The organism is Streptomyces sp. NBC_01571 (assembly GCF_026339875.1).
GTDB lineage: Bacteria > Actinomycetota > Actinomycetes > Streptomycetales > Streptomycetaceae > Streptomyces.
This window is the reverse complement of record NZ_JAPEPZ010000001.1, coordinates 3231560-3252053: the sequence shown is the minus strand read 5'-3', so window position 1 is coordinate 3252053 and position 20494 is coordinate 3231560. Positions and strand designations below refer to the sequence as shown.

Below are 20494 nucleotides of genomic sequence, written 5' to 3'. Positions count from 1 at the left end.
CGGAGCCGAGTGTCCCACGCGCTCCCGTAAGAGCTCCCTAAAGGGTTCCTATGTGTTACGGGAGCGTTGTGAGTCCGTCGTCCGGCGTGCCTACAGGCCGGGGATCCGGCCGTTGCGGAACAGGTCCACGAAGATCTGGTGGTCGCCGCGCGCGCGTGCGCCGTAGCTGTGCGCGAAGTCGACCAGGAGGGCGGCGAAGCCCTCCTCGTCGGCCGCGATCGCCGCGTCGATGGCCCGTTCCGTGGAGAACGGCACCAGCTCCGAGTGGCCGCTCTCGTCGTCGGCCGCCGCGTGCATCGCGGCCGTGGCCCGGCCGAGGTCCGCGACGACCGAGGCGATCTCCTCCGGGTCGTCGATGTCGCTCCAGTCCAGGTCCACCGCGTACGGCGAGACCTCGGCGACGAGCTGGCCCGCGCCGTCCAGCTCGGTCCAGCCCAGCCACGGGTCGGCGTGCGCCTGCAGCGCGCGCTGGGAGATCACCGTGCGGTGGCCCTCGTGCTGGAAGTAGTCGCGGATCGAGGAGTCCGTGATGTGCCGGGAGACGGCCGGCGTCTGGGCCTGCTTGATGTAGATCACGACGTCGTTCTCCAGGGCGTCGCTGTTGCCCTCCAGCAGGATGTTGTACGAGGGCAGACCGGCCGAGCCGATGCCGATGCCGCGGCGGCCGACGACGTCCTTCACGCGGTACGAGTCAGGGCGGGCGAGCGAGGACTCGGGGAGCGTCTCCAGGTAGCCGTCGAAGGCGGCGAGCACCTTGTAGCGGGTGGCCGCGTCCAGCTCGATGGAGCCGCCGCCGGGGGCGAAGCGGCGCTCGAAGTCACGGATCTCGGTCATCGAGTCGAGCAGCCCGAAGCGGGTCAGCGAGCGGGCGTCGCGCAGCGCGTCCAGCAGCGGGCCCTCGGCGGTGTCCAGCGTGAAGGGCGGCACCTCGTCGCTCTTGGCGCCGGTGGCGAGGGAGTGGATGCGCTCGCGGTAGGCGGTCGCGTACACCGTGACCAGCTCGGTGATCTGGTCGTCACTGAGCGCCTTGGCGTAGCCGATGAGCGCCACGGAGGCGGCGAAGCGCTTGAGGTCCCAGGTGAAGGGGCCGACGTACGCCTCGTCGAAGTCGTTCACGTTGAAGATCAGGCGGCCCTGGGCGTCCATGTACGTGCCGAAGTTCTCCGCGTGCAGGTCGCCGTGGATCCACACCCGGGAGGTCCGCTCGTCCAGGTACGGGCCGCCCCGCCGGTCGGCCTCGAGGTCGTGGTAGAAGAGCCCCGCCGTGCCCCGGTAGAACGCGAAGGCGGAGGCCGCCATCTTGCGGAACTTCACGCGGAACGCGGCCGGGTCGGCGGCCAGGAGCTCGCCGAAGGCGGTGTCGAAGACGGCGAGGATCTGCTCGCCGCGTTGCTCGGCGCTGAGCTGCGGGACCGACATCGCTGGGTGCCTCCTGGTGCAGGTGGTGCGTGACATGAGGGAAGGACGACAGAGCCGTCCACCCGGGACGGACGCCTTCGTCCTCCCAACGGACGAAGGTACGCGGGAGTGCCCGCGTTCCCCGCACGAAGTTACGGCCGATCCGGCCGCCCGTCACCCGGCCACCACCGCCGCGGGGCGTCCCGGGGCACCTCGCGTCGCAGTGTTCATCTCAGCTGTCAGTCGCGCGTCATAGACTTCGTCGCTGTCCCCCCAGACTGTCGCCGATCGTTCTTCTTGGAGGCCGAAGCCGTGTCGAAGCCGCCGTTCACGCACCTGCACGTCCACACCCAGTACTCGCTGCTGGACGGTGCCGCGCGGCTCAAGGACATGTTCGATGCCTGCAATGAGATGGGCATGACACACATCGCCATGAGCGACCACGGCAACCTCCACGGGGCGTACGACTTCTTCCACACGGCCAAGAAGGCGGGCGTCACGCCGATCATCGGCATCGAGGCGTACGTCGCCCCGGAGTCCCGGCGCAACAAGCGCAAGATCCAGTGGGGCCAGCCGCACCAGAAGCGCGACGACGTGTCCGGTTCGGGCGGTTACACCCACAAGACGATCTGGGCGGCGAACCGGACGGGACTGCACAACCTCTTCAAGCTCTCCTCGGACGCGTACGCCGAGGGCTGGCTCCAGAAGTGGCCGCGGATGGACAAGGAGACCATCTCCCAGTGGTCCGAGGGGCTCATCGCCTCCACCGGCTGCCCCTCCGGCGAGCTCCAGACCCGGCTGCGCCTCGGCCAGTTCGACGAGGCCCTGAAGTCGGCCGCCGAGTACCAGGACATCTTCGGCAAGGACCGCTACTTCCTCGAGCTGATGGACCACGGCATCGAGATCGAGCGCCGGGTCCGCGACGGCCTCCTGGAGATCGGCAAGAAGCTCGGCATCCCGCCCCTGGTGACGAACGACTCGCACTACACGTACGCGCACGAGGCGACCGCGCACGACGCCCTGCTCTGCATCCAGACCGGCAAGAACCTCTCCGACCCGGACCGCTTCCGCTTCGACGGCACCGGTTACTACCTGAAGTCGACGGACGAGATGTACGCGGTCGACTCCTCGGACGCCTGGCAGCAGGGCTGCGCCAACACCCTCCTGGTCGCCGAGCAGATCGACACGACCGGCATGTTCGAGGCGAAGAACCTCATGCCGAAGTTCGACATCCCCGAGGGCTTCACCGAGGTCACCTGGTTCCAGGAGGAGGTCCGCCTCGGCATGGAGCGCCGCTTCCCCGGCGGCGTCCCCGACGACCGCCAGAAGCAGGCCGAGTACGAGATGGACGTCATCATCCAGATGGGGTTCCCGGGGTACTTCCTCGTCGTCGCGGACTTCATCATGTGGGCCAAGAAGCAGGGCATCGCGGTGGGCCCGGGCCGTGGTTCCGCGGCCGGTTCGATCGTGGCGTACGCCATGGGCATCACCGACCTCGACCCGATCCCGCACGGACTGATCTTCGAGCGGTTCCTCAACCCCGAGCGCGTCTCCATGCCCGACGTCGACATCGACTTCGACGAGCGCAGGCGCGTCGAGGTGATCAGGTACGTGACCGAGAAGTACGGCGCCGACAAGGTCGCCATGATCGGCACCTACGGCAAGATCAAGGCGAAGAACGCCATCAAGGACTCCGCGCGTGTCCTGGGCTACCCGTACGCCATGGGCGACCGTCTCACCAAGGCGATGCCCGCCGACGTCCTCGGCAAGGGCATCGACCTGAACGGCATCACCGACTCCTCGCACCCCCGCTACAGCGAGGCCGGCGAGATCCGCGCGATGTACGAGAACGAGCCGGACGTGAAGAAGGTCATCGACACCGCCAAGGGCGTCGAGGGCCTGGTCCGGCAGATGGGCGTGCACGCCGCCGGCGTCATCATGTCCAGCGAGCCCATCGTCGACCACGCCCCGGTCTGGGTGCGGCACACCGACGGCGTGACCATCACGCAGTGGGACTACCCGCAGTGCGAGTCGCTCGGCCTGCTGAAGATGGACTTCCTCGGCCTGCGCAACCTGACGATCATGGACGACGCCGTCAAGATGGTGAAGTCCAACAAGGGCATCGACCTCGACCTGCTGGCCCTCCCGCTCGACGATCCGACGACCTTCGAACTGCTCCAGCGCGGCGACACCCTCGGCGTCTTCCAGTTCGACGGCGGGCCCATGCGCTCCCTGCTGCGCCTGATGAAGCCCGACAACTTCGAGGACATCTCCGCCGTCTCGGCGCTCTACCGTCCCGGCCCGATGGGCATGGACTCGCACACGAACTACGCGCTCCGCAAGAACAAGCTCCAGGAGATCACCCCGATCCACAAGGAGCTGGAGGAGCCCCTCGAAGAGGTCCTGGCCGTCACCTACGGCCTGATCGTCTACCAGGAGCAGGTGCAGAAGGCCGCCCAGATCATCGCCGGGTACTCGCTCGGCGAGGCCGACATCCTGCGCCGTGTGATGGGCAAGAAGAAGCCCGACGAACTGGCCAAGAACTTCGTCCTCTTCCAGAAGGGCGCCCGGGACAAGGGCTACAGCGACGAGGCGATCCAGGCCCTGTGGGACGTGCTGGTCCCCTTCGCCGGCTACGCGTTCAACAAGGCGCACTCGGCCGCGTACGGCCTGGTCTCGTACTGGACCGCCTACCTGAAGGCGAACTACCCGGCCGAGTACATGGCCGGTCTGCTCACCTCGGTCAAGGACGACAAGGACAAGTCCGCGATCTACCTCAACGAGTGCCGGCGCATGGGCATCAAGGTGCTGCCGCCCAACGTCAACGAGTCGGAGCAGAACTTCGCCGCCCAGGGCGACGACGTGATCCTCTTCGGCCTCTCCGCCGTCCGCAACGTCGGCACGAACGTCGTCGAGTCGATCATCAAGAGCCGCAAGGCCAAGGGGAAGTACGCCTCCTTCCCCGACTACCTCGACAAGGTCGAGGCGGTCGCCTGCAACAAGCGCACCACGGAATCGCTGATCAAGGCCGGCGCGTTCGACACCATGGGGCACACCCGCAAGGGCCTCACCGCGCAGTTCGAGCCGATGATCGACAACGTGGTGCAGGTCAAGCGCAAGGAGGCCGAGGGCCAGTTCGACCTCTTCGGCGGCATGGGCGAGGAGGACACCAGCGAGCCCGGCTTCGGACTCGACGTCGAGTTCACCGCCGACGAGTGGGACAAGGCCTATCTGCTCGCCCAGGAACGGGAGATGCTCGGTCTGTACGTCTCCGACCACCCGCTCTTCGGCCTGGAGCACGTGCTGTCCGACAAGGCGGACGCGGGCATCTCCCAGCTCACCGGCGGTGAGCACGCCGACGGCGCCGTCGTCACCATCGGCGGCATCATCTCCGGCCTGCAGCGCAAGATGACCAAGCAGGGCAACGCCTGGGCGATCGCCACCGTGGAGGACCTCGCGGGCTCCATCGAGTGCATGTTCTTCCCCGCGACCTACCAGCTGGTGTCCACCCAACTCGTCGAGGACGCGGTCGTCTTCGTCAAGGGACGCCTCGACAAGCGCGAGGACGTGCCGCGCCTCGTCGCGATGGAACTCCAGGTCCCGGACCTGTCCAACGCGGGCACCAACGCGCCCGTGATCCTCACCATCCCGGCGCTGAAGGTCACTCCGCCCATGGTCAGCAGGCTCGGTGAGATCCTCAGCCACCACCGGGGCGAGAGCGAGGTGCGCATCAGGCTCCAGGGCCCGCGCAAGACCACCGTCCTGCGCCTCGACCGGCACCGGGTGAAGCCCGATCCGGCCCTCTTCGGCGACCTGAAGGTCCTGTTGGGCCCGTCCTGTCTGGCGGGCTGAGACCGGCGGGGACGGAGTTACGCGAGGGGCGCATCCAAGACCGGATGCGCCCCTCGGTGTGTGCATGGGCTTCAACAGCCCTTACGCGCGGCCTCAGTTGTGGCCGAAGCGCTTCTGGTGCTTGCGGGCTACGTCCGAGGGGCTGCCCTGCGCCTGTGACATCGGCGTGTGTGCCTCCGTCGAGGATCGCTGCGCCTGCTCCTGCGCGCGTTCGGCCTGCGAGGAGCGGTCCTGCTGGCTGCCCTGCTTGCGGTTCTTGTTCTTGGCCATGGTGATTGCCTCCTGTGGGGCCCGAGGGGTCAGGGCCGGATCCAGATTCACATAGCCTGACAACCAGTGCATTTCGGAGAATTACCGTGCGTAATAAGCCCTGTCGGAGCGTTATCTCCTGATACGCCACGCCGAAGATCGAGTTCGGGCCGTTAACCTCCACGGCGTCGGGCAGACTCGAAGGAAGCCCGAAGCAAACCTCCCGGAAACCGGAAAGAGGGTGGACCGCGTGGACCGCTGCATCGTCCTGGTGGACGCCGGGTATCTGCTCGGTGCTGCCGCCAGTCTCCTGGCGGGAGAGCCCTCGAGATCCCGGATCACCGTCGACCACGGCGCCCTCATCCAGGGGCTGCGCGACCGTGCCGAATCCGACACGGAGCGGCCCCTGCTGCGTATCTACTGGTTCGACGGCGCCCCCGACCGCGTACCGCAGCCGGAGCACCGCAGGCTCAGGGTGATGCCGCGGGTGACGGTACGCCTCGGCGCGCTGACCCGCAGCGACGGACGGTGGGCGCAGAAGGGCGTCGACGCCGCCATGCACGCCGAGCTCACCGAACTCGCCCGCAACCGCGCCTGCTCCGACGTGGTCCTGGTGACCGGCGACGGGGATCTGCTGCCGGGCATGATGGCCGCCAAGGAGCACGGTGTCGCCGTGCACCTGTGGGCCGTGCAGGCCGCCGACGGGGACTACAACCAGTCCGAGGACCTGGTCGCCGAGGCCGACGAGCGGCGGGTGCTGGACCGGGCCTGGATCACCAAGGCCGTACGGGCCAAGGAGATCGGCGGGATCTGCGCCCCACAGCCCGCGCCGCGCCCGGAGATCGCCGCGATCCTCTCCGCGCCGCTGCCCGACTCCTCGCTCGCCGACTCCTCGCTCGCCGACTCCGCGGAGCGTGCCGCCCAGGACGCGGAGCACGGGCCGGCCGCCGAGTCGCAGAACGGCGCCGAGGAGCGTGTTCCCGCCCCCAAGGGCGTCCCCACACCCAAGGACCTCGCCGCACTGCGCGCGCCCGGCGTCCAGGCCGCCCAGCCCCCCACCAGCGCCACCCTGCGCTGGTCCTCCGACAAGGGGTGGATCGAGCGGCCGGGGGGCACCACGGAGTCCGCCGAGGCCGCCGTGCTGCCCACGCTCGCCCAGCTCACCTCCGCCGAGCAGCGCTGGGCCGACCGGGAGGAGGACATCACCACGGTCGGCGGCGACCCGTACGAGGTCGGACAGGTCTTCGCGCGCCGCTGGATGGGGCGGCTGACGGACCAGAGCCATCTGCAGAAGCTGTCCGCGATGTACCCGCGCGTCCCGCACCGCGTCGACGGCGAGCTGCTGCGCTACGCCGCGCGGTTCGGACTGCTCGCGCACAAGGACGACCAGATCGACGAGCACGACCGGTATGCCATCCGGGCGGGCTTCTGGCGCGAGATCGACGTGCGTACGGCCGCGGAGCACGCCCCCGCCGGGGAGTGAACCGGGGAGTCGCCGAGCCTCAGGCGAGCCCTCTTCCGTTCCTCCGCCGCGGGTGGGCGGGAGCTGGTCACATCGCCGCGGGCGCTCCCGAAGGAGCCCGCCGGGTCCGGGTCCGTGGAAGACCATGCCGAGCGCATGCCGGGCTGGAGACCCGGTCCAGCGCCGCTCGGAACCGGGCTGAGGCAAGGGCCCCGGGAGCATAACGGGGCATCGGACCCCGTAGGCTCGTCCCTCGTGAGTACGCGCACGGCACAGGCAGTCCGGAACGGACACGGGGGCGGTCTCGTGTGCGCGGTGCGCGCGCTGACCAAGACCTATCCGGCCGTCCGGGGACGCCGGGGCGCCCCCGGCACACCCGAGGTCCGGGCCACCGACGGGGTGCGGCTGGACATCCGGCGCGGCGAGATCTTCGGTCTGCTGGGGCCGAACGGCGCCGGCAAGTCGACCCTGGTCCGCCAGCTCACCGGTCTCATGCGACCCGACAGCGGCAGCGTCGAGATCCTCGGGCACGACATCGTGCGCCACCCCGAGCGGGCGGCGCGGATCCTCGCCTACCTCGGACAGGAGTCCACCGCCCTCGACGAGCTGACCGTGTCGCTGGCGGCTGAGACGACCGGACGGCTGCGCGGGCTTGAGCTGCGTGAGGCACGGGCCGAGCGGGACGCCGTACTCGACGAACTGGGCCTGACCGCGCTGGCCTCCCGCCCTCTGAAGAAGCTGTCGGGCGGACAGCGGCGGCTCGCGTGCGTCGCCGCCGCACTCGTCGGGGAGCGGCCGCTGCTGGTCCTCGACGAACCGACCACCGGAATGGACCCCGTCGCCCGGCGCGCCGTCTGGGCCGCCGTCGACCGGCGCCGGGCCGAGCGCGGGACGACCGTGCTGCTGGTCACCCACAACGTCATCGAGGCCGAGACCGTCCTCGACCGGGTCGCCGTCCTCGACCGCGGCCGCGTCATCGCCTGCGACACCCCGGCCGGTCTGAAGGAGCGGGTCGCGGGCGAGGTCCGGGTCGAACTCGTCTGGCGCGAGAACGCCCCCCTGGACGTGCCCGAGGTCGCCGCGCTGCGCTCCCGGGCCGTCGAGTCGGGCCGGCGCTGGACCCTGCGGCTCGCGCCCGAGGAGGCCCGCGCGGCGGTCGCCACGGTCACCGGCGGCGCCGCCTTCGCCGCGCTCGACGACTTCACACTGGCCACGCCGAGCCTGGAGGACGTGTACCTGGCGCTCGGCGGCGACACGCGGGGGCTGGTGAAGGCGTGAGCGGGAGGGGCCTGGAATCCGTAGGGGAGTCTGTACGGACGGGGAGGGGCGTCATGGGCGTGCGCAACAGGGACAGGACGGCTGCCGGAGCGAAGAGGAGCAGCTCGACGTGAGTGTCGTACCCGCCGAGGTGCTGCCGGGCAGCGCGCTGTCCGTGGCCGAGGAGATCGGCGACGCCGTGGAACTCGGGCCGAGGGCACGGCTGTGGCCCTCCCTCGCCGCCGTGTACCGGGCGCAGCTCTCCCGGGCACGCGTGGCGCGGATCCCGCTGCTGTTCGTGGCCACCTTCCAGTCCGTCGGGATCATGATCCTGATGCGGGGCGTGGTGGACGGCGGGGGCGAGGCGCGGGCCGTGGTGGCCGGGGCGTCGGTCCTGGTGGTCGCCTTCGTCGCGCTCAACCTCCTCGCGCAGTACTTCGGGCACCTGCGGGCCAGCGGCGGCCTCGACCACTACGCGACCCTGCCGGTGCCGCCGGCGGCCGTCGTGCTCGGTGCCGCGGGCGCGTACGCGTCCTTCACGGTGCCGGGGACCGTCGCCACCGCCGTCTTCGGCTGTGTGCTCTTCGGGCTGCCCATGGCCCACCTGTGGGTGCTCGTGGCGGTGATCCCGCTCGCGGGCGCGGCGCTCGCCGGGCTGGGGGCGGCGCTCGGGCTGCTCGCGCCGCGGCCCGAACTCGCGACGCTGCTGGGACAGCTGGGCATGTCCGCGGCGCTGCTGCTGGGGGTGCTGCCGGCCGACCGGCTGCCGACGGTCGTGCAGTACGGTCGTGATCTGCTGCCCTCGACGTACGGCGTCGAGGCCTTCGCGCGGACGTTCGGGGCGCATCCGGACTGGACCTTCGTCCTCGGTGACCTCGCCGTCTGCGCGGGCGTCGGGGTCGCCTCGCTGGCCGTGGCGACGTGGGCGTACCGCCGGGCGGCCGTCCGGTGACGCGGTCGACAGCCGGGCCTGGCACGATGTCAGGGTGACCGCACCGCTGACTCCGCCTCCGCCGCCGAACCACCAGCCCTCGGACCACGCCCACGGCTGGCAGGCTCCGCCTGCCGGTGGCGCCGACGGGCACGCCGGGTACGAGAAGGACGGGCCCGGGATGAAGACGGAAGTCCGGGAGGCCGCCGTCATCACGGTGGCGGTGGCGCTGACGGGTGTGCTGCTCGGCGTGCTGTGGTGGTGGCTGGCGCCGCATGTGCCGCTGGTCGCGGACGACACGGCCGTGTATCTGAAGGACACCGAGGGGGAGCAGGCCATCGGGGTGGACGGAACGTTCACGCTGCTGGCGCTCGGGTTCGGAGTGGTCAGCGCGGCCGTGGTGTTCCTGGTGCGGCGGCGCGGGGGTGTGCCGCTGGTCCTCGGGCTCGCCGTGGGCGGTCTGCTCGGTTCGGTGCTGGCCTGGCGGCTCGGCGTCTATCTGGGACCCACGCAGAACGTGGTGGCCCATGCCAAGGCCGTGGGCAAGGGGGTGACCTTCTCCGCGCCGTTGAAGCTGGGCGCGAAGGGGGCGTTGTTGGCGTGGTCGCTGGGTGCGTTGGTGGTGCATCTGGGGTTGACCGCGTTGTTCGGGCCGCGGGATCCGGATCCCTACGCGAGCCCTTATCCGTCGTTCCCGCCGGTGCCTCCGGCGGGCTGAGAGGGTCCACCGACCGCGGGGTGTGCCGCCCCGCCGCGCCTGCGTCCCGTCCCCGGGGCTCCGCCCCGGATCCCGCCAGGGGGCGCTGGCGCCCCCTGGACCCCCGCTCGCCCGAAGGGCTCGTCCTCAAACGCCGGACAGGCTGACATGCATGACCTGGGCGTCAGGCTCTGAGGGCGCCCCATCAGCGCGGGCTCGCCTCTCCAGCCCGTCCGGAGCCATTCAGCGCACGCCGAAATCTCCGGCGCAGGCCGAACTCTCCGGCGCAGGCCGACGTCTCCGGCGCATGCCGACGTCTCCGGCACATCCCGACGTCTCCAGCGCAGGCCGAACTCTCCGGCGCATGCCGACGTCTCCGGCGCACGCCGACATCTCCGGTACATGCCGGCATCTCCGGTGCACGCCGGGATTTCCAGCGCCGGCCCGCATCTCCAGCCCGTCCGGCGTTCGAGGACGAGGCCGTTCAGGCCGATGCGGGGGGTCCGGGGGACCGCACCCCCGGGTGCGGGCAGGGGCCCGGTTCAGCCCCGTGCAACAGGCGCGCGCACGGCGTCGGTGAGGGTGGCGAGGTCGTCGGGGGCGAGCTCGACCTCCAGGCCGCGCCGCCCCGCCGAGACACAGATCGTCTCGTGCAGTCGCGCGGACGCGTCCAGCACCGTACGGAGTTTCCTGCGCTGGCCCAGGGGTGAGATGCCGCCACGGACATAGCCCGTCGTGCGTTCGGCGGCCGCCAGGTCCGCCATCGCCGCCCGCTTGCCGCCCACGGCCGTGGCCAGGGCCTTCAGGTCCAGGGAGCCCGCGACCGGGACGACCGCGACGACGAGGGCGCCGTCCACGTCCGCGACCAGGGTCTTGAAGACCCGGTCGGGGGAGACGCCCATCGCCTCGGCCGCCTCCTCGCCGTACGAGGGGTGCGCCGGGTCGTGCTCGTAGGCGTGCACCGTGTACGCGACGCCCGCCGCCGTCAGGGCGACGGTCGCGGGAGTACCCCCGGACTGCTGCTGTTTCTTCGGCTTCTTCGCCATCGGCCTTCCCGGATGCGCGAGGGGTGTCAGTTCAGACTCGTCGGGCCGCGCGTCAGCTCCGACGCCGGCAACGACGGCAGATTACGGATGATCGCGGTCTCGGCGCGCAGGAGTTTCAGCTCCTCGCGGAGGCGGGAGGCCGTGTCGGAGGCCTGGAGCAGCTTCTGCTTCGCCGGGATGTCCAGCATCGCGGCGGCCGCGACCAGGTAGGAGACCACCGCCGGCTCGTCCGGGAGGTCGGCGCCGGTGGACAGGGAGCGTTCGCGGGCGCCGGCGAGCCGCTTCTGGTACTGGCGGAAGGCGCGCAGGACGCCTTCGGCGAGCGCGCCCGCCTCCTCGCCCGGCTCCTCAGGCAGCTCCTCCAGCTCGGCGGTGAGGAACGCGCCGGAGGCCTCCACGGACAGCAGCCGTACCCGCGTGGTTCCGGTGGCCAGCACCTCGAAGCTGCCGTCCGCACGCTCCCGGATGGTCGCCGCGTCCGCGATGCAGCCCACATCGTGGAAGGCCAGGAAGGGGTTGTCGCCGAAGCCGGCGGCGGGCCCGCGGGCGGGCACGGCGGTCTGGTCGGGCATGCCGGGGCCGCTCGTCGCGACCTCGTGGCCGTCGCGGATGGCGACGACGGCGAACCGGCGCGGTTCGTCCTCGGGGGTCTTCAGCAGATCGCGCATCATGGCGCGATAGCGCTCCTCGAAGATGTTCAGAGGCAGCACGAGCCCGGGGAACAGTACCGAGTTCAGCGGGAAGAGGGGGAGCCGGACGGTGGTCACGACGGGCAAGCCTAATGGTCGCCGGAGGGAGCGCGTCCGCCGTGCTCACTCCGTGGATGTACGGGCATGCGGGACGCGACCTCCAGACGTACCCCGTCGCGCAGTTCCAGGAACTGGCCGAGGGGGTCGTCCGAGACCCGGTCCCAGGGGAACGACGTGGCGTAGGGACCGATCAGACGGAGCTGTTCCAGGGCGTCCGTCCAGCGCTCCAGCCTGATCAGCACGTAGGTGAGCAGGTTGCGGACCTCGGCGGGCCACGGATCGGCGGGCCCGTAGGTCGCGGAGACCGCGATGGCGAGGTCGGCCGCCGCGTCGAGCCGCTCGCGCCGCACCACGGCCCCGCCGCCCTCGGTCAGGAACGCGAAGGCCGCGCGCACCGGCAGGGCCTGCACCAGGGAGCCGGGCAGCGCGTCCTGGGCGGCCCGCTCGGCGAAGTCGAAGCACTCGCGGTGCGAGCCGTACCAGGCGGCCGAGAGGTACTTCAGGGCGGCGACATGGCATCCGTAGTGGTGCGGGGAGCGGCGTACGGCCTCGCCCCACAGCTTCTCGAACTCGGTGTGCCCGGCGTTGGTCCCCCTGGCGTGGTCGAGCGCGATCCGCCACGGCACCGGGTCGTGCGGGTCGCCCTCGGAGGCGGCCGCGATCAGCGGGCCGACCTGGCGCAGCAGCTCGGCGCGGGCGGGCGAGTCCCACCAGCGGCGCACCGCGAGTTCGGCCTTGACCAGCAGCGCGTCCGGGTCGTGCGGGGAGTCGCCCTGCCAGGTGTCGAGCCATTCGCCGCGGGAGCGCGCGAAGGCGGCGAGACGCATCGTGTAGCGGTCGCGGTTCTCCCACTCGGCGGCCTCGCGGGTGGTGGCGAGCAGTTTTGCCGTGGGCCCGTAGTCGCCGCGTCCCGCGGTGACCAGGGCCGGGCCGAGCCGGTCGTCGGGGGCGTCCAGCAGTACCTCGTCGTCGGCGGGCAGCCCGGCGGCGAGAGTCGAGGAGTTCCGGGCCATCCGGGCCGTGCGGATGAGGGCGCGCAGCAGTGCCATGGTGTCGACCATTGAAAGCCGCAGGTCGGGGCTGTGCCAGAGGGGGCGCGGTGACGCTTTCGTAACCGTCGATTGGTTGTACGTCGAACAGTCAAGAATGGGTAAATGATGACCGTTTCTCAGCTATTGAACCCTCGTCAACAACGATAGCGGCCCCGCCCCGGCGGTAGCCGCCGCACCCGCTGTCGGCTGCGTGGCGGCGGTCATCAGCCGCGTCGTGGCCGTCGTCAGCTGCGTCGCAGCAGTCGGGTCGCCCCCGCCGCCACCGTCGTCGCCAGGATCCAGCCGAGCAGGATCACCACGGCGGCCAGCCACTGCCAGCCGCCGTGCAGCTGCCAGACGCCCACCTGTCCGAGGTCGACCACGGGCAGCAGCAGGTCCAGGGCGAACAGCGCCGCGTTCCACGGCGGGTGTCCGCCGTCGTCGACCGGCGGATGGCTCGCGTGCGAGAAGGCGATCGACGTCGCCGCCCAGAGCACCGCCATCCACAGGGCGGCACGGCCGGGCCGGTACCCGTAGGCGACCGTCCAGTCCTGCGCGTACCCCCACAGCTTGGCCGCGAGCGGCAGCGTCTCGCGGCGGCGGCGCTGCTTGGCGAGGAGCACCTCGCGCGCGTCCTCGTCCTCGCCGGAGTCGCGCAGCACGGTGGCCAGCCGCTCGTACGGCTCCGGGCTGTACTCGGCGGTCGCCGCCGCCACCCACTCCAGGCGCCGCGTCAGCGGGAACGCGCCCTGGGGCACGAGGTTCTCGTAGCTGAAGCCGCCCATGTGCAGATTGCCCGGCTGGGGCCAGCTGTCCGCTCGGTCGACCAGATTGACGATCCGCGCGCCGGACAGCACGACCTTGCCCCGCTCGGGCCGCTCCCCGAGAAAGCGCAGTTCCGGCGTCTGCACCCGCAGCAGTGACAGCTCCTGGTCGTCGTCGAAGGTGAAACGGGCCCCCTCGAAGTCGACCGCGTCCCCGAACCGCCCGTCGTCCAGCCGTATGCCGCCCCGGCACTCGAACCGCCGCACCAGCGTGCCGCGCGCCGGGGTGGTGCCGCTCGTCAGCCAGGGTGTGCCCACGGCCGCGGGTGTCATGTACAGCGTGCGGTTGACGGTGAGCTGGGGGGCGTTCAGGGCGAGCCGCGTGTACGGATTGCTCAGGTTGCTGCCGCGCAGGCTGAGCGAGACGCCGACGGTCGCGCCGCGCAGGCTCAGCTCACCGTGCGACTCCAGCATCTCCGCCTGCAGATCCTGTCCCACGGTCATGCCGTCGCCGGTGATCGAGCGGCCGCGCCGGTCCCGGTAGACCACGGCCTGGTTGAGCATCAGGTCGGTGCCGATGTGCGCGTCGGTCAGCCGTACGCCGTTGTGGAAGCGGCAGCGCGGCAGATGCAGGTCACCCTCCGTGTGCACCCGGGCCGCCTCCAGGCGCGGCACCGAGCAGTCGACCAGGCGTACGGTCGTGAAGCGCGCCTCCGGCAGCAGGATCTCCTTCTCGAACCGGCAGCCCTTCAGCTCGACGTACGGCACGACGGTGCCGCCCGCGAGGTCCAGGATGTCGGAGATCCGCACGCCGGTCAGCTTCAGGGAGGCGACCCGGCCCTGCAGGGCGGGTGGCCCGTCGAGCAGCAGCCACGCCACGATCCGCGCCCGCACACTGCGCTCTGGCCCCCAGGGGTGGCCGCCGTGCGGATCGTCCACGGCGGTGTCCCCGTCGCGCAGGTCGTACACGCTGCCGTTGCGGAAGGCCTGCCACATCCCGGCCTCGGCGGCGGTCAGTTCGTCCGGCAGGTCCCCGGCGCGGAGGCCGGCACCCTCGGTCACAGTGCTTCCCTTCCTCCCCAGCTACTCGCGGGTTCGTACAACCGTTCATGCCCGCTGTGTGACAGGTCGAACGCTCCTGGTGACGAGGAAGTCCCGGAGGATACGGGGGTGGCTTGTATCAGCCATTGATACAGGCGACCGGCGCCTTATCTCGGTCTGAGAGAATTGCCCACGTGATCTCCCGAATCGATCTGCGCGGCGACGCCCTCCCCGAAGGCACCGCCCTGCGCGACCTGCTGCCCCGAGCCGACTTCGACGTATCGGCCGCCCTGGAGAAGGTGCGTCCGATCTGCGAGGCCGTGCATCATCGCGGGGACGCGGCACTGATCGACTACGCGGAGAAGTTCGACGGCGTTCGGCTGGAAGCCGTGCGGGTCCCGGCCGAGGCTCTCGCGGACGCCCTGGAGCGGCTCGACCCGGCCGTGCGCGCGGCCCTGGAGGAGTCCATCCGGCGGGCCCGCGTGGTCCACCGCGCGCAGCGCCGCACCTCGCACACCACCCAGGTCGTGCAGGGCGGCTCGGTCACCGAGAAGTGGGTGCCCGTCGAGCGGGTGGGTCTCTACGCGCCCGGCGGCCGGTCCGTCTACCCCTCGTCCGTGATCATGAACGCGGTCCCGGCCCAGGAGGCCGGCGTGCCCTCCATGGCCCTCGCCTCCCCGCCGCAGCGTGAGTTCGACGGACTTCCGCACCCGACGATCCTCGCCGCCTGCGCCCTCCTCGGCATCGACGAGGTGTACGCGGTCGGCGGCGCCCAGGCCGTCGCGATGTTCGCGCACGGAACCGACTCCTGCGCCCCGGCCACCATGGTCACCGGCCCCGGCAACATCTGGGTCGCCGCCGCCAAGCGGTACTTCACCGGCAAGATCGGCATCGACACCGAGGCAGGTCCCACCGAGATCGCCGTCCTCGCCGACGAGACCGCCGACCCGGCGCACGTCGCCGCCGACCTGATCAGCCAGGCCGAGCACGACCCGCTCGCCGCGGCCGTACTGGTCACCGACTCGCCGGCCCTCGCGGACGCGGTGGAGAAGGAACTGGGACCTCAGGTCGCGGCGACCAAGCACGTCGAGGACCGGATCGTCCCGGCCCTGCGGGGCCGGCAGTCCGCGATCGTGCTCGTCGACGGCATCGACGAGGGCCTGCGGGTCGTCGACGCGTACGGCGCGGAGCACCTGGAGATCCAGACGGCCGACGCGGCGGCGGTCGCCGACCGGGTCAAGAACGCCGGAGCGGTCTTCGTCGGCCCCTGGGCCCCCGTCTCGCTCGGCGACTACGCGGCGGGCTCCAACCACGTCCTGCCCACCGGCGGCTGCGCCTGCCACTCCTCGGGCCTGTCCGTCCAGTCCTTCCTGCGGGGCATCCACATCGTCGACTACACGCGGGACGCGCTCGCCGACGTCGCGCATCACGTGGTGACGCTCGCGGAGGCGGAGGACCTGCCGGCACACGGCGCGGCGATCAAGGCCCGTTTTGTCGGAGACGAACAAGTGTCGCGTGGCTGGAAGGTACCCGAAGGCAAGTGACTGGCATCGACGATCTCCCCGTACGGGACGAGCTGCGCGGCAAGTCCCCCTACGGCGCGCCCCAACTCGACGTCGCCGTACGGCTGAACACGAACGAGAACCCCTACCCGCTGCCCGAACCCCTCGTCGAGCGGATCGCCGAGCGGGTGCGTGAGGCAGCCCGCGACCTCAACCGCTACCCCGACCGGGACGCCGTGCAGCTGCGCACCGAGCTGGCCCGGTATCTGACGAGGACCGGCGGACACCGGGTCGGCGTCGAGAACGTCTGGGCGGCCAACGGCTCGAACGAGGTCATCCAGCAACTGCTGCAGACCTTCGGCGGACCCGGCCGTACGGCGATCGGTTTCGAGCCCTCGTACTCGATGCACGCGCTCATCGCGCGTGGCACCGGCACCGGCTGGATCGCCGGCCCGCGCGACGAGGACTTCACCGTCGACCCCGCCGCCGCCGAGCGGGCCCTCGCCGAGCACCGCCCCGACGTGGTCTTCCTCACCACCCCCAACAACCCCACCGGCAACGCGATGCCGCGCGAGACGGTCCTCGCGCTGTACGAGGCCGCGCAGGCGGCCAGGCCGTCGATGGTGATCGTGGACGAGGCCTACGTCGAGTTCAGCCACGGCGACTCGCTGCTGCCGCTGCTCGAAGGACGGCCGAATCTCGTCGTCTCGCGGACGATGTCGAAGGCGTTCGGCGCGGCCGGACTGCGTCTGGGCTATCTCGCCGCGCACCCGGCGGTCGTCGACGCCGTACAGCTCGTACGCCTGCCGTACCACCTGTCGGCCGTCACCCAGGCCACGGCCCTGGCCGCCCTGGAGCACACCGACACCCTGCTGGCGTACGTGGAGCGCCTGAAGGCCGAGCGGGACCGGCTGGTCACCGAACTGCGCGCGATCGGGTACGAGGTGACCGAGTCGGACGCCAACTTCGTGCAGTTCGGGCGATTCGCGGACTCCCACGAGGCCTGGCAGAAGATCCTCGACCGGGGCGTCCTGGTCAGAGACAACGGCGTACCGGGCCGGCTGCGGGTCTCCGCGGGCACCCCGGCCGAAAACGACGCGTTCCTGGACGCCGTCCGTGAGTTGAAGAAGGAGCAGAGCGCATGAGCCGCGTCGGAAGAGTGGAGCGGACGACCAAGGAGACGTCGGTCCTCGTCGAGATCGACCTCGACGGGACCGGCCGGGTCGAGGTGTCGACGGGCGTCGGCTTCTACGACCACATGCTCGACCAGCTCGGGAGGCACGGTCTGTTCGACCTGACCGTGAAGACCGAGGGCGACCTGCACATCGACTCGCACCACACGATCGAGGACACCGCCCTCGCGCTGGGCGCCGCCTTCAAGCAGGCGCTCGGCGACAAGGTGGGCATCTACCGCTTCGGCAACTGCACGGTGCCGCTGGACGAGTCGCTCGCCCAGGTGACCGTCGACCTGTCCGGCCGCCCCTACCTCGTGCACACCGAGCCCGAGAACATGGCGCCGATGATCGGCGAGTACGACACGACGATGACCCGGCACATCCTGGAGTCCTTCGTCGCCCAGGCCCAGATCGCGCTGCACGTGCACGTGCCCTACGGGCGCAACGCGCACCACATCGTGGAATGCCAGTTCAAGGCCCTGGCCCGGGCGCTGCGCTACGCCTCCGAACGCGACCCGCGCGCCGCCGGCATCCTCCCCTCCACGAAGGGCGCGCTGTGAGCACCGCCCGCACGGCCACCGCGCCGCAGACGACGATGCCCGCCGCGCCCAGCCACGCGGGCGCAGAAGCGAACGGAAAGACACTGTGACCGGCCTGTCGAGCATCCTGATCGTCGTCGGACTCTTCCTCCTCGGCGGCATCTACTCCTTCGTCAAGCAGGAGATGCCCAGGAGCCTCATCGTGCTGCTCTCCATCGGTGCCGCGATGTGCCTGGTCGCGGGGGTCATGAGGCTGGAGGTGTGGAATTGAGCGGCTCCAGGAAGGTCGTCGTCTTCGACTACGGCTTCGGGAACGTGCGCTCCGCCGAGCGCGCCCTCGCGCGCGCCGGCGCCGAGGTCGAGATCACCCGTGACTACGACACGGCCATGAACGCGGACGGGCTGCTGGTGCCGGGCGTCGGTGCCTTCGCCGCGTGCATGAAGGGCCTGAGGGACGCCCGCGGTGACTGGATCATCGGTCGCCGTCTGGCGGGCGGGCGCCCGGTGATGGGCATCTGCGTCGGCATGCAGATCCTCTTCGCACGCGGCATCGAGCACGGCGTGGAGACCGAGGGACTGGACGAGTGGCCGGGCGCCGTCGAGCCGCTGCAGGCCGGCATCGTGCCCCACATGGGCTGGAACACGGTCGAGACACCGGCGGACTCGCGCCTGTTCGCGGGGCTCGACGCCGAAGCGCGCTTCTACTTCGTCCACTCGTACGCCGTCCACGACTGGTCCCTGGACGTCACGAACCCGGCGATCCGGGCACCCCTCGTCACCTGGGCCACGCACGGCGAGCCCTTCGTGGCGGCCGTCGAGAACGGCGCCCTGTGGGCCACCCAGTTCCACCCCGAGAAGTCCGGCGACGCCGGAGCCCAGCTCCTCACCAACTGGATCGGAACACTGTGAGCAAGCTCGAACTCCTCCCCGCCGTCGACGTCCGCGACGGCCAGGCCGTCCGCCTCGTGCACGGCGAGTCGGGGACGGAAACTTCTTACGGCTCCCCCCTGGAGGCCGCGCTCGCCTGGCAGCGTTCGGGTGCCGAGTGGCTGCACCTGGTCGACCTGGACGCCGCCTTCGGGACCGGTGACAACCGCAAGCTGATCGCCGAGGTCGCCGGCGCCATGGACATCAAGGTCGAGCTGTCCGGCGGCATCCGCGACGACGACACGCTCGCCGCCGCCCTCGCCACCGGCTGCACCCGCGTCAACCTCGGTACCGCGGCCCTGGAGACCCCCGAGTGGGTCGCCAAGGTCATCTCCGAGCACGGCGACAGGATCGCGGTCGGCCTCGACGTACGCGGCACGACCCTGCGCGGACGGGGCTGGACCCGCGACGGCGGCGACCTCTACGAGACGCTGGAGCGCCTCGACTCCGAGGGCTGCGCGCGCTACGTGGTCACGGACATCGCCAAGGACGGCACGCTGCAGGGCCCCAACCTGGAACTGCTCAGGAACGTCTGCGCCGCGACGGACCGCCCCGTGGTCGCCTCCGGCGGGGTCTCCTCCCTGGACGACCTGCGCGCCATCGCCGCGCTCGTGCCCCTGGGCGTCGAGGGCTCGATCGTCGGAAAGGCCCTGTACGCGAAGGCGTTCACGCTGGAAGAGGCCCTCGAGGCGGTGGCCCGGTGAGCGGCGTCCGACGCCTCGCGAGCAGCGCGCCCTGGGAGGAGAGCTTCGGGTACTCCCGCGCGGTCGAACTTCCCAACGGTCTGGTGCTGGTCTCCGGCTGCACCTCCGTGATCGACGGCGCGATCGTCGACGGCGGCCCGTACGAGCAGGCGGTCAACTCCTTCGGTGTCGCGCTCGCCGCGCTGAAGGAACTCGGCCTCGGCCGCGACGATGTCGTACGGACCCGTATGCACCTCACCCATGCCCGGGACGTGGAGGAGGTCGGACGCGCCCACAAGGAGCTCTTCGACTCCGTGCGCCCCGCGGCATCCATGATCATCGTCTCCGGCCTGGTGGACCCGCGGCTGGTCGTCGAGGTCGAGGTGGAGGCCTACCGGGAGGCGACGCAGTCATGACCCTGGCCGTACGAGTGATCCCCTGCCTGGACGTGGACAACGGCCGGGTCGTCAAGGGCGTCAACTTCCAGAACCTGCGCGACGCGGGCGACCCGGTCGAGATGGCCAAGGTGTACGACGCCGAGGGCGCCGACGAACTGACGTTCCTGGACATCACCGCGTCCTCCGGTAACCGCGAGACCACGTACGACGTGGTGCGGCGCACGGCCGAGCAGGTCTTCATCCCGCTGACCGTGGGCGGTGGGGTGCGCACCGCCGAGGACGTGGACAAGCTGCTGCGGGCGGGCGCGGACAAGGTCGGGGTCAACACGGCCGCGATCGCCCGGCCCGACCTCATCCGTGAGATCGCCGAGCGCTTCGGCCGTCAGGTCCTCGTGCTGTCGGTGGACGCCCGGCGCACGGAGAGCGGCTCCTTCGAGGTCACCACCCACGGGGGCCGCAAGGGCACCGGCATCGACGCCGTCGAGTGGGCCCACCGGGCCGCCGAGCTGGGTGCGGGCGAGATCCTGCTCAACTCGATGGACGCGGACGGTACGAAGGACGGCTACGACATCGAGATGATCGAGGCCGTCCGCAAGCACGTCACGGTGCCGCTGATCGCCAGCGGCGGCGCGGGCCGGCTCGCCGACTTCCCGCCCGCCGTCACCGCGGGCGCCGACGCGGTGCTCGCCGCGTCCGTCTTCCACTTCGGGGACCTGAGGATCGGCGAGGTGAAGGAGACGCTCCGGGGGGCGGGGCATCCCGTCCGCTGAACCTGCGGAACCCGCGGAACCCG

19 protein-coding genes are annotated in these 20494 nt (G+C 71.0%); 13 read left to right on the top strand and 6 right to left on the bottom strand.

From position 1 onward, the window contains the following. Positions 1–90: 90 nt before the first annotated feature. Positions 91–1419 (bottom strand): DUF2252 domain-containing protein, encoded by a 1329-nt coding sequence (locus OHB41_RS14660; RefSeq protein ID WP_266698530.1) that lies wholly within the window; start codon positions 1417–1419, stop codon positions 91–93. Between the two features lie 291 nt (positions 1420–1710). Here OHB41_RS14660 and dnaE point away from each other — a divergent pair, with 291 nt between their 5' ends. Continuing rightward, entirely contained in the window at positions 1711–5250 is a 3540-nt protein-coding gene (gene dnaE / locus OHB41_RS14655; RefSeq protein WP_266698528.1) for a DNA polymerase III subunit alpha, read from the top strand. A 93-nt stretch (positions 5251–5343) separates the two neighbouring features. Here the strand turns inward: dnaE and OHB41_RS14650 are convergent, their stop codons facing one another. After that, complete coding sequence (locus OHB41_RS14650; protein WP_168527680.1) at positions 5344–5520, bottom strand: hypothetical protein; 177 nt, start codon at positions 5518–5520, stop codon at positions 5344–5346. A 229-nt stretch (positions 5521–5749) separates the two neighbouring features. Between OHB41_RS14650 and OHB41_RS14645 the strand changes: the two genes are divergently transcribed. The 4 genes from OHB41_RS14645 to OHB41_RS14630 all read left to right on the top strand — a co-directional run bounded on the left by OHB41_RS14645 (position 5750) and on the right by OHB41_RS14630 (position 9867). Continuing rightward, positions 5750–6982, top strand: coding sequence for an NYN domain-containing protein (locus OHB41_RS14645; protein ID WP_266698526.1), 1233 nt, complete (start codon positions 5750–5752; stop codon positions 6980–6982). Positions 6983–7216: 234 nt separating this feature from the next. After that, positions 7217–8239, top strand: coding sequence for an ABC transporter ATP-binding protein (locus tag OHB41_RS14640; protein WP_266698524.1), 1023 nt, complete (start codon positions 7217–7219; stop codon positions 8237–8239). A 109-nt stretch (positions 8240–8348) separates the two neighbouring features. Then, positions 8349–9170 carry an ABC transporter permease gene (locus tag OHB41_RS14635; RefSeq protein ID WP_266698523.1) on the top strand — a complete coding sequence of 274 codons (822 nt, stop codon included), beginning with the start codon at positions 8349–8351 and terminating at the stop codon, positions 9168–9170. 34 nt (positions 9171–9204) lie between these two features. Next, entirely contained in the window at positions 9205–9867 is a 663-nt protein-coding gene (locus OHB41_RS14630) for an AAA family ATPase (RefSeq protein ID WP_266698521.1), read from the top strand. 521 nt (positions 9868–10388) lie between these two features. Here OHB41_RS14630 and ybaK read toward each other — a convergent pair. The 4 genes from ybaK to OHB41_RS14610 form a co-directional block, all read right to left on the bottom strand. Beyond that, the gene (gene ybaK, locus OHB41_RS14625; RefSeq protein WP_266698520.1) at positions 10389–10892 is read right to left on the bottom strand and encodes a Cys-tRNA(Pro) deacylase; all 504 of its coding nucleotides are present in this window, start codon (positions 10890–10892) and stop codon (positions 10389–10391) included. Positions 10893–10918: 26 nt separating this feature from the next. Beyond that, complete coding sequence (locus OHB41_RS14620) at positions 10919–11659, bottom strand: LON peptidase substrate-binding domain-containing protein (protein WP_266698519.1); 741 nt, start codon at positions 11657–11659, stop codon at positions 10919–10921. Positions 11660–11670: 11 nt separating this feature from the next. Further along, complete coding sequence (locus tag OHB41_RS14615) at positions 11671–12690, bottom strand: hypothetical protein (protein ID WP_266698518.1); 1020 nt, start codon at positions 12688–12690, stop codon at positions 11671–11673. A 227-nt stretch (positions 12691–12917) separates the two neighbouring features. After that, entirely contained in the window at positions 12918–14498 is a 1581-nt protein-coding gene (locus OHB41_RS14610; RefSeq protein ID WP_266698516.1) for an oxidoreductase, read from the bottom strand. Positions 14499–14671: 173 nt separating this feature from the next. Between OHB41_RS14610 and hisD the strand changes: the two genes are divergently transcribed. The 8 genes from hisD (at position 14672) to hisF (ending at position 20471) form a co-directional block, all read left to right on the top strand. Next, a complete protein-coding gene (gene hisD / locus OHB41_RS14605) occupies positions 14672–16021 on the top strand; it encodes a histidinol dehydrogenase (RefSeq protein ID WP_266698515.1) in 1350 nt (449 codons plus the stop codon). Beyond that, the gene (locus tag OHB41_RS14600; RefSeq protein ID WP_266698513.1) at positions 16018–17124 is read left to right on the top strand and encodes a histidinol-phosphate transaminase; all 1107 of its coding nucleotides are present in this window, start codon (positions 16018–16020) and stop codon (positions 17122–17124) included. The genes hisD and OHB41_RS14600 overlap by 4 nt, the downstream gene beginning before the upstream one ends. Next, positions 17121–17714, top strand: coding sequence for an imidazoleglycerol-phosphate dehydratase HisB (gene hisB / locus OHB41_RS14595; protein WP_266698512.1), 594 nt, complete (start codon positions 17121–17123; stop codon positions 17712–17714). Before OHB41_RS14600 ends, hisB begins: the two co-directional genes overlap by 4 nt. A gap of 85 nt (positions 17715–17799) precedes the next feature. Further along, entirely contained in the window at positions 17800–17964 is a 165-nt protein-coding gene (locus OHB41_RS14590) for a CG2302 family histidine operon protein (RefSeq protein ID WP_194280715.1), read from the top strand. Then, positions 17955–18602 carry an imidazole glycerol phosphate synthase subunit HisH gene (gene hisH, locus OHB41_RS14585; protein ID WP_266698509.1) on the top strand — a complete coding sequence of 216 codons (648 nt, stop codon included), beginning with the start codon at positions 17955–17957 and terminating at the stop codon, positions 18600–18602. The genes OHB41_RS14590 and hisH overlap by 10 nt, the downstream gene beginning before the upstream one ends. Then, the gene (gene priA / locus OHB41_RS14580; RefSeq protein WP_266698507.1) at positions 18599–19324 is read left to right on the top strand and encodes a bifunctional 1-(5-phosphoribosyl)-5-((5-phosphoribosylamino)methylideneamino)imidazole-4-carboxamide isomerase/phosphoribosylanthranilate isomerase PriA; all 726 of its coding nucleotides are present in this window, start codon (positions 18599–18601) and stop codon (positions 19322–19324) included. Before hisH ends, priA begins: the two co-directional genes overlap by 4 nt. Further along, positions 19321–19719 (top strand): RidA family protein, encoded by a 399-nt coding sequence (locus OHB41_RS14575; protein WP_266698505.1) that lies wholly within the window; start codon positions 19321–19323, stop codon positions 19717–19719. Before priA ends, OHB41_RS14575 begins: the two co-directional genes overlap by 4 nt. Then, complete coding sequence (gene hisF / locus OHB41_RS14570) at positions 19716–20471, top strand: imidazole glycerol phosphate synthase subunit HisF (protein WP_266698503.1); 756 nt, start codon at positions 19716–19718, stop codon at positions 20469–20471. Before OHB41_RS14575 ends, hisF begins: the two co-directional genes overlap by 4 nt. The last annotated feature ends 23 nt before the right edge of the window (positions 20472–20494 follow it).

Coding starts and splice junctions, on each gene's coding strand:
- OHB41_RS14660 (WP_266698530.1), bottom strand. CDS start 1,419: ATGTCGGTCCCGCAGCTCAGCGCCGAGCAACGCGGCGAGCAGATCCTC.
- OHB41_RS14650 (WP_168527680.1), bottom strand. CDS start 5,520: ATGGCCAAGAACAAGAACCGCAAGCAGGGCAGCCAGCAGGACCGCTCC.
- ybaK (WP_266698520.1), bottom strand. CDS start 10,892: ATGGCGAAGAAGCCGAAGAAACAGCAGCAGTCCGGGGGTACTCCCGCG.
- OHB41_RS14615 (WP_266698518.1), bottom strand. CDS start 12,690: ATGGCACTGCTGCGCGCCCTCATCCGCACGGCCCGGATGGCCCGGAAC.
- hisB (WP_266698512.1), top strand. CDS start 17,121: ATGAGCCGCGTCGGAAGAGTGGAGCGGACGACCAAGGAGACGTCGGTC.
- hisF (WP_266698503.1), top strand. CDS start 19,716: ATGACCCTGGCCGTACGAGTGATCCCCTGCCTGGACGTGGACAACGGC.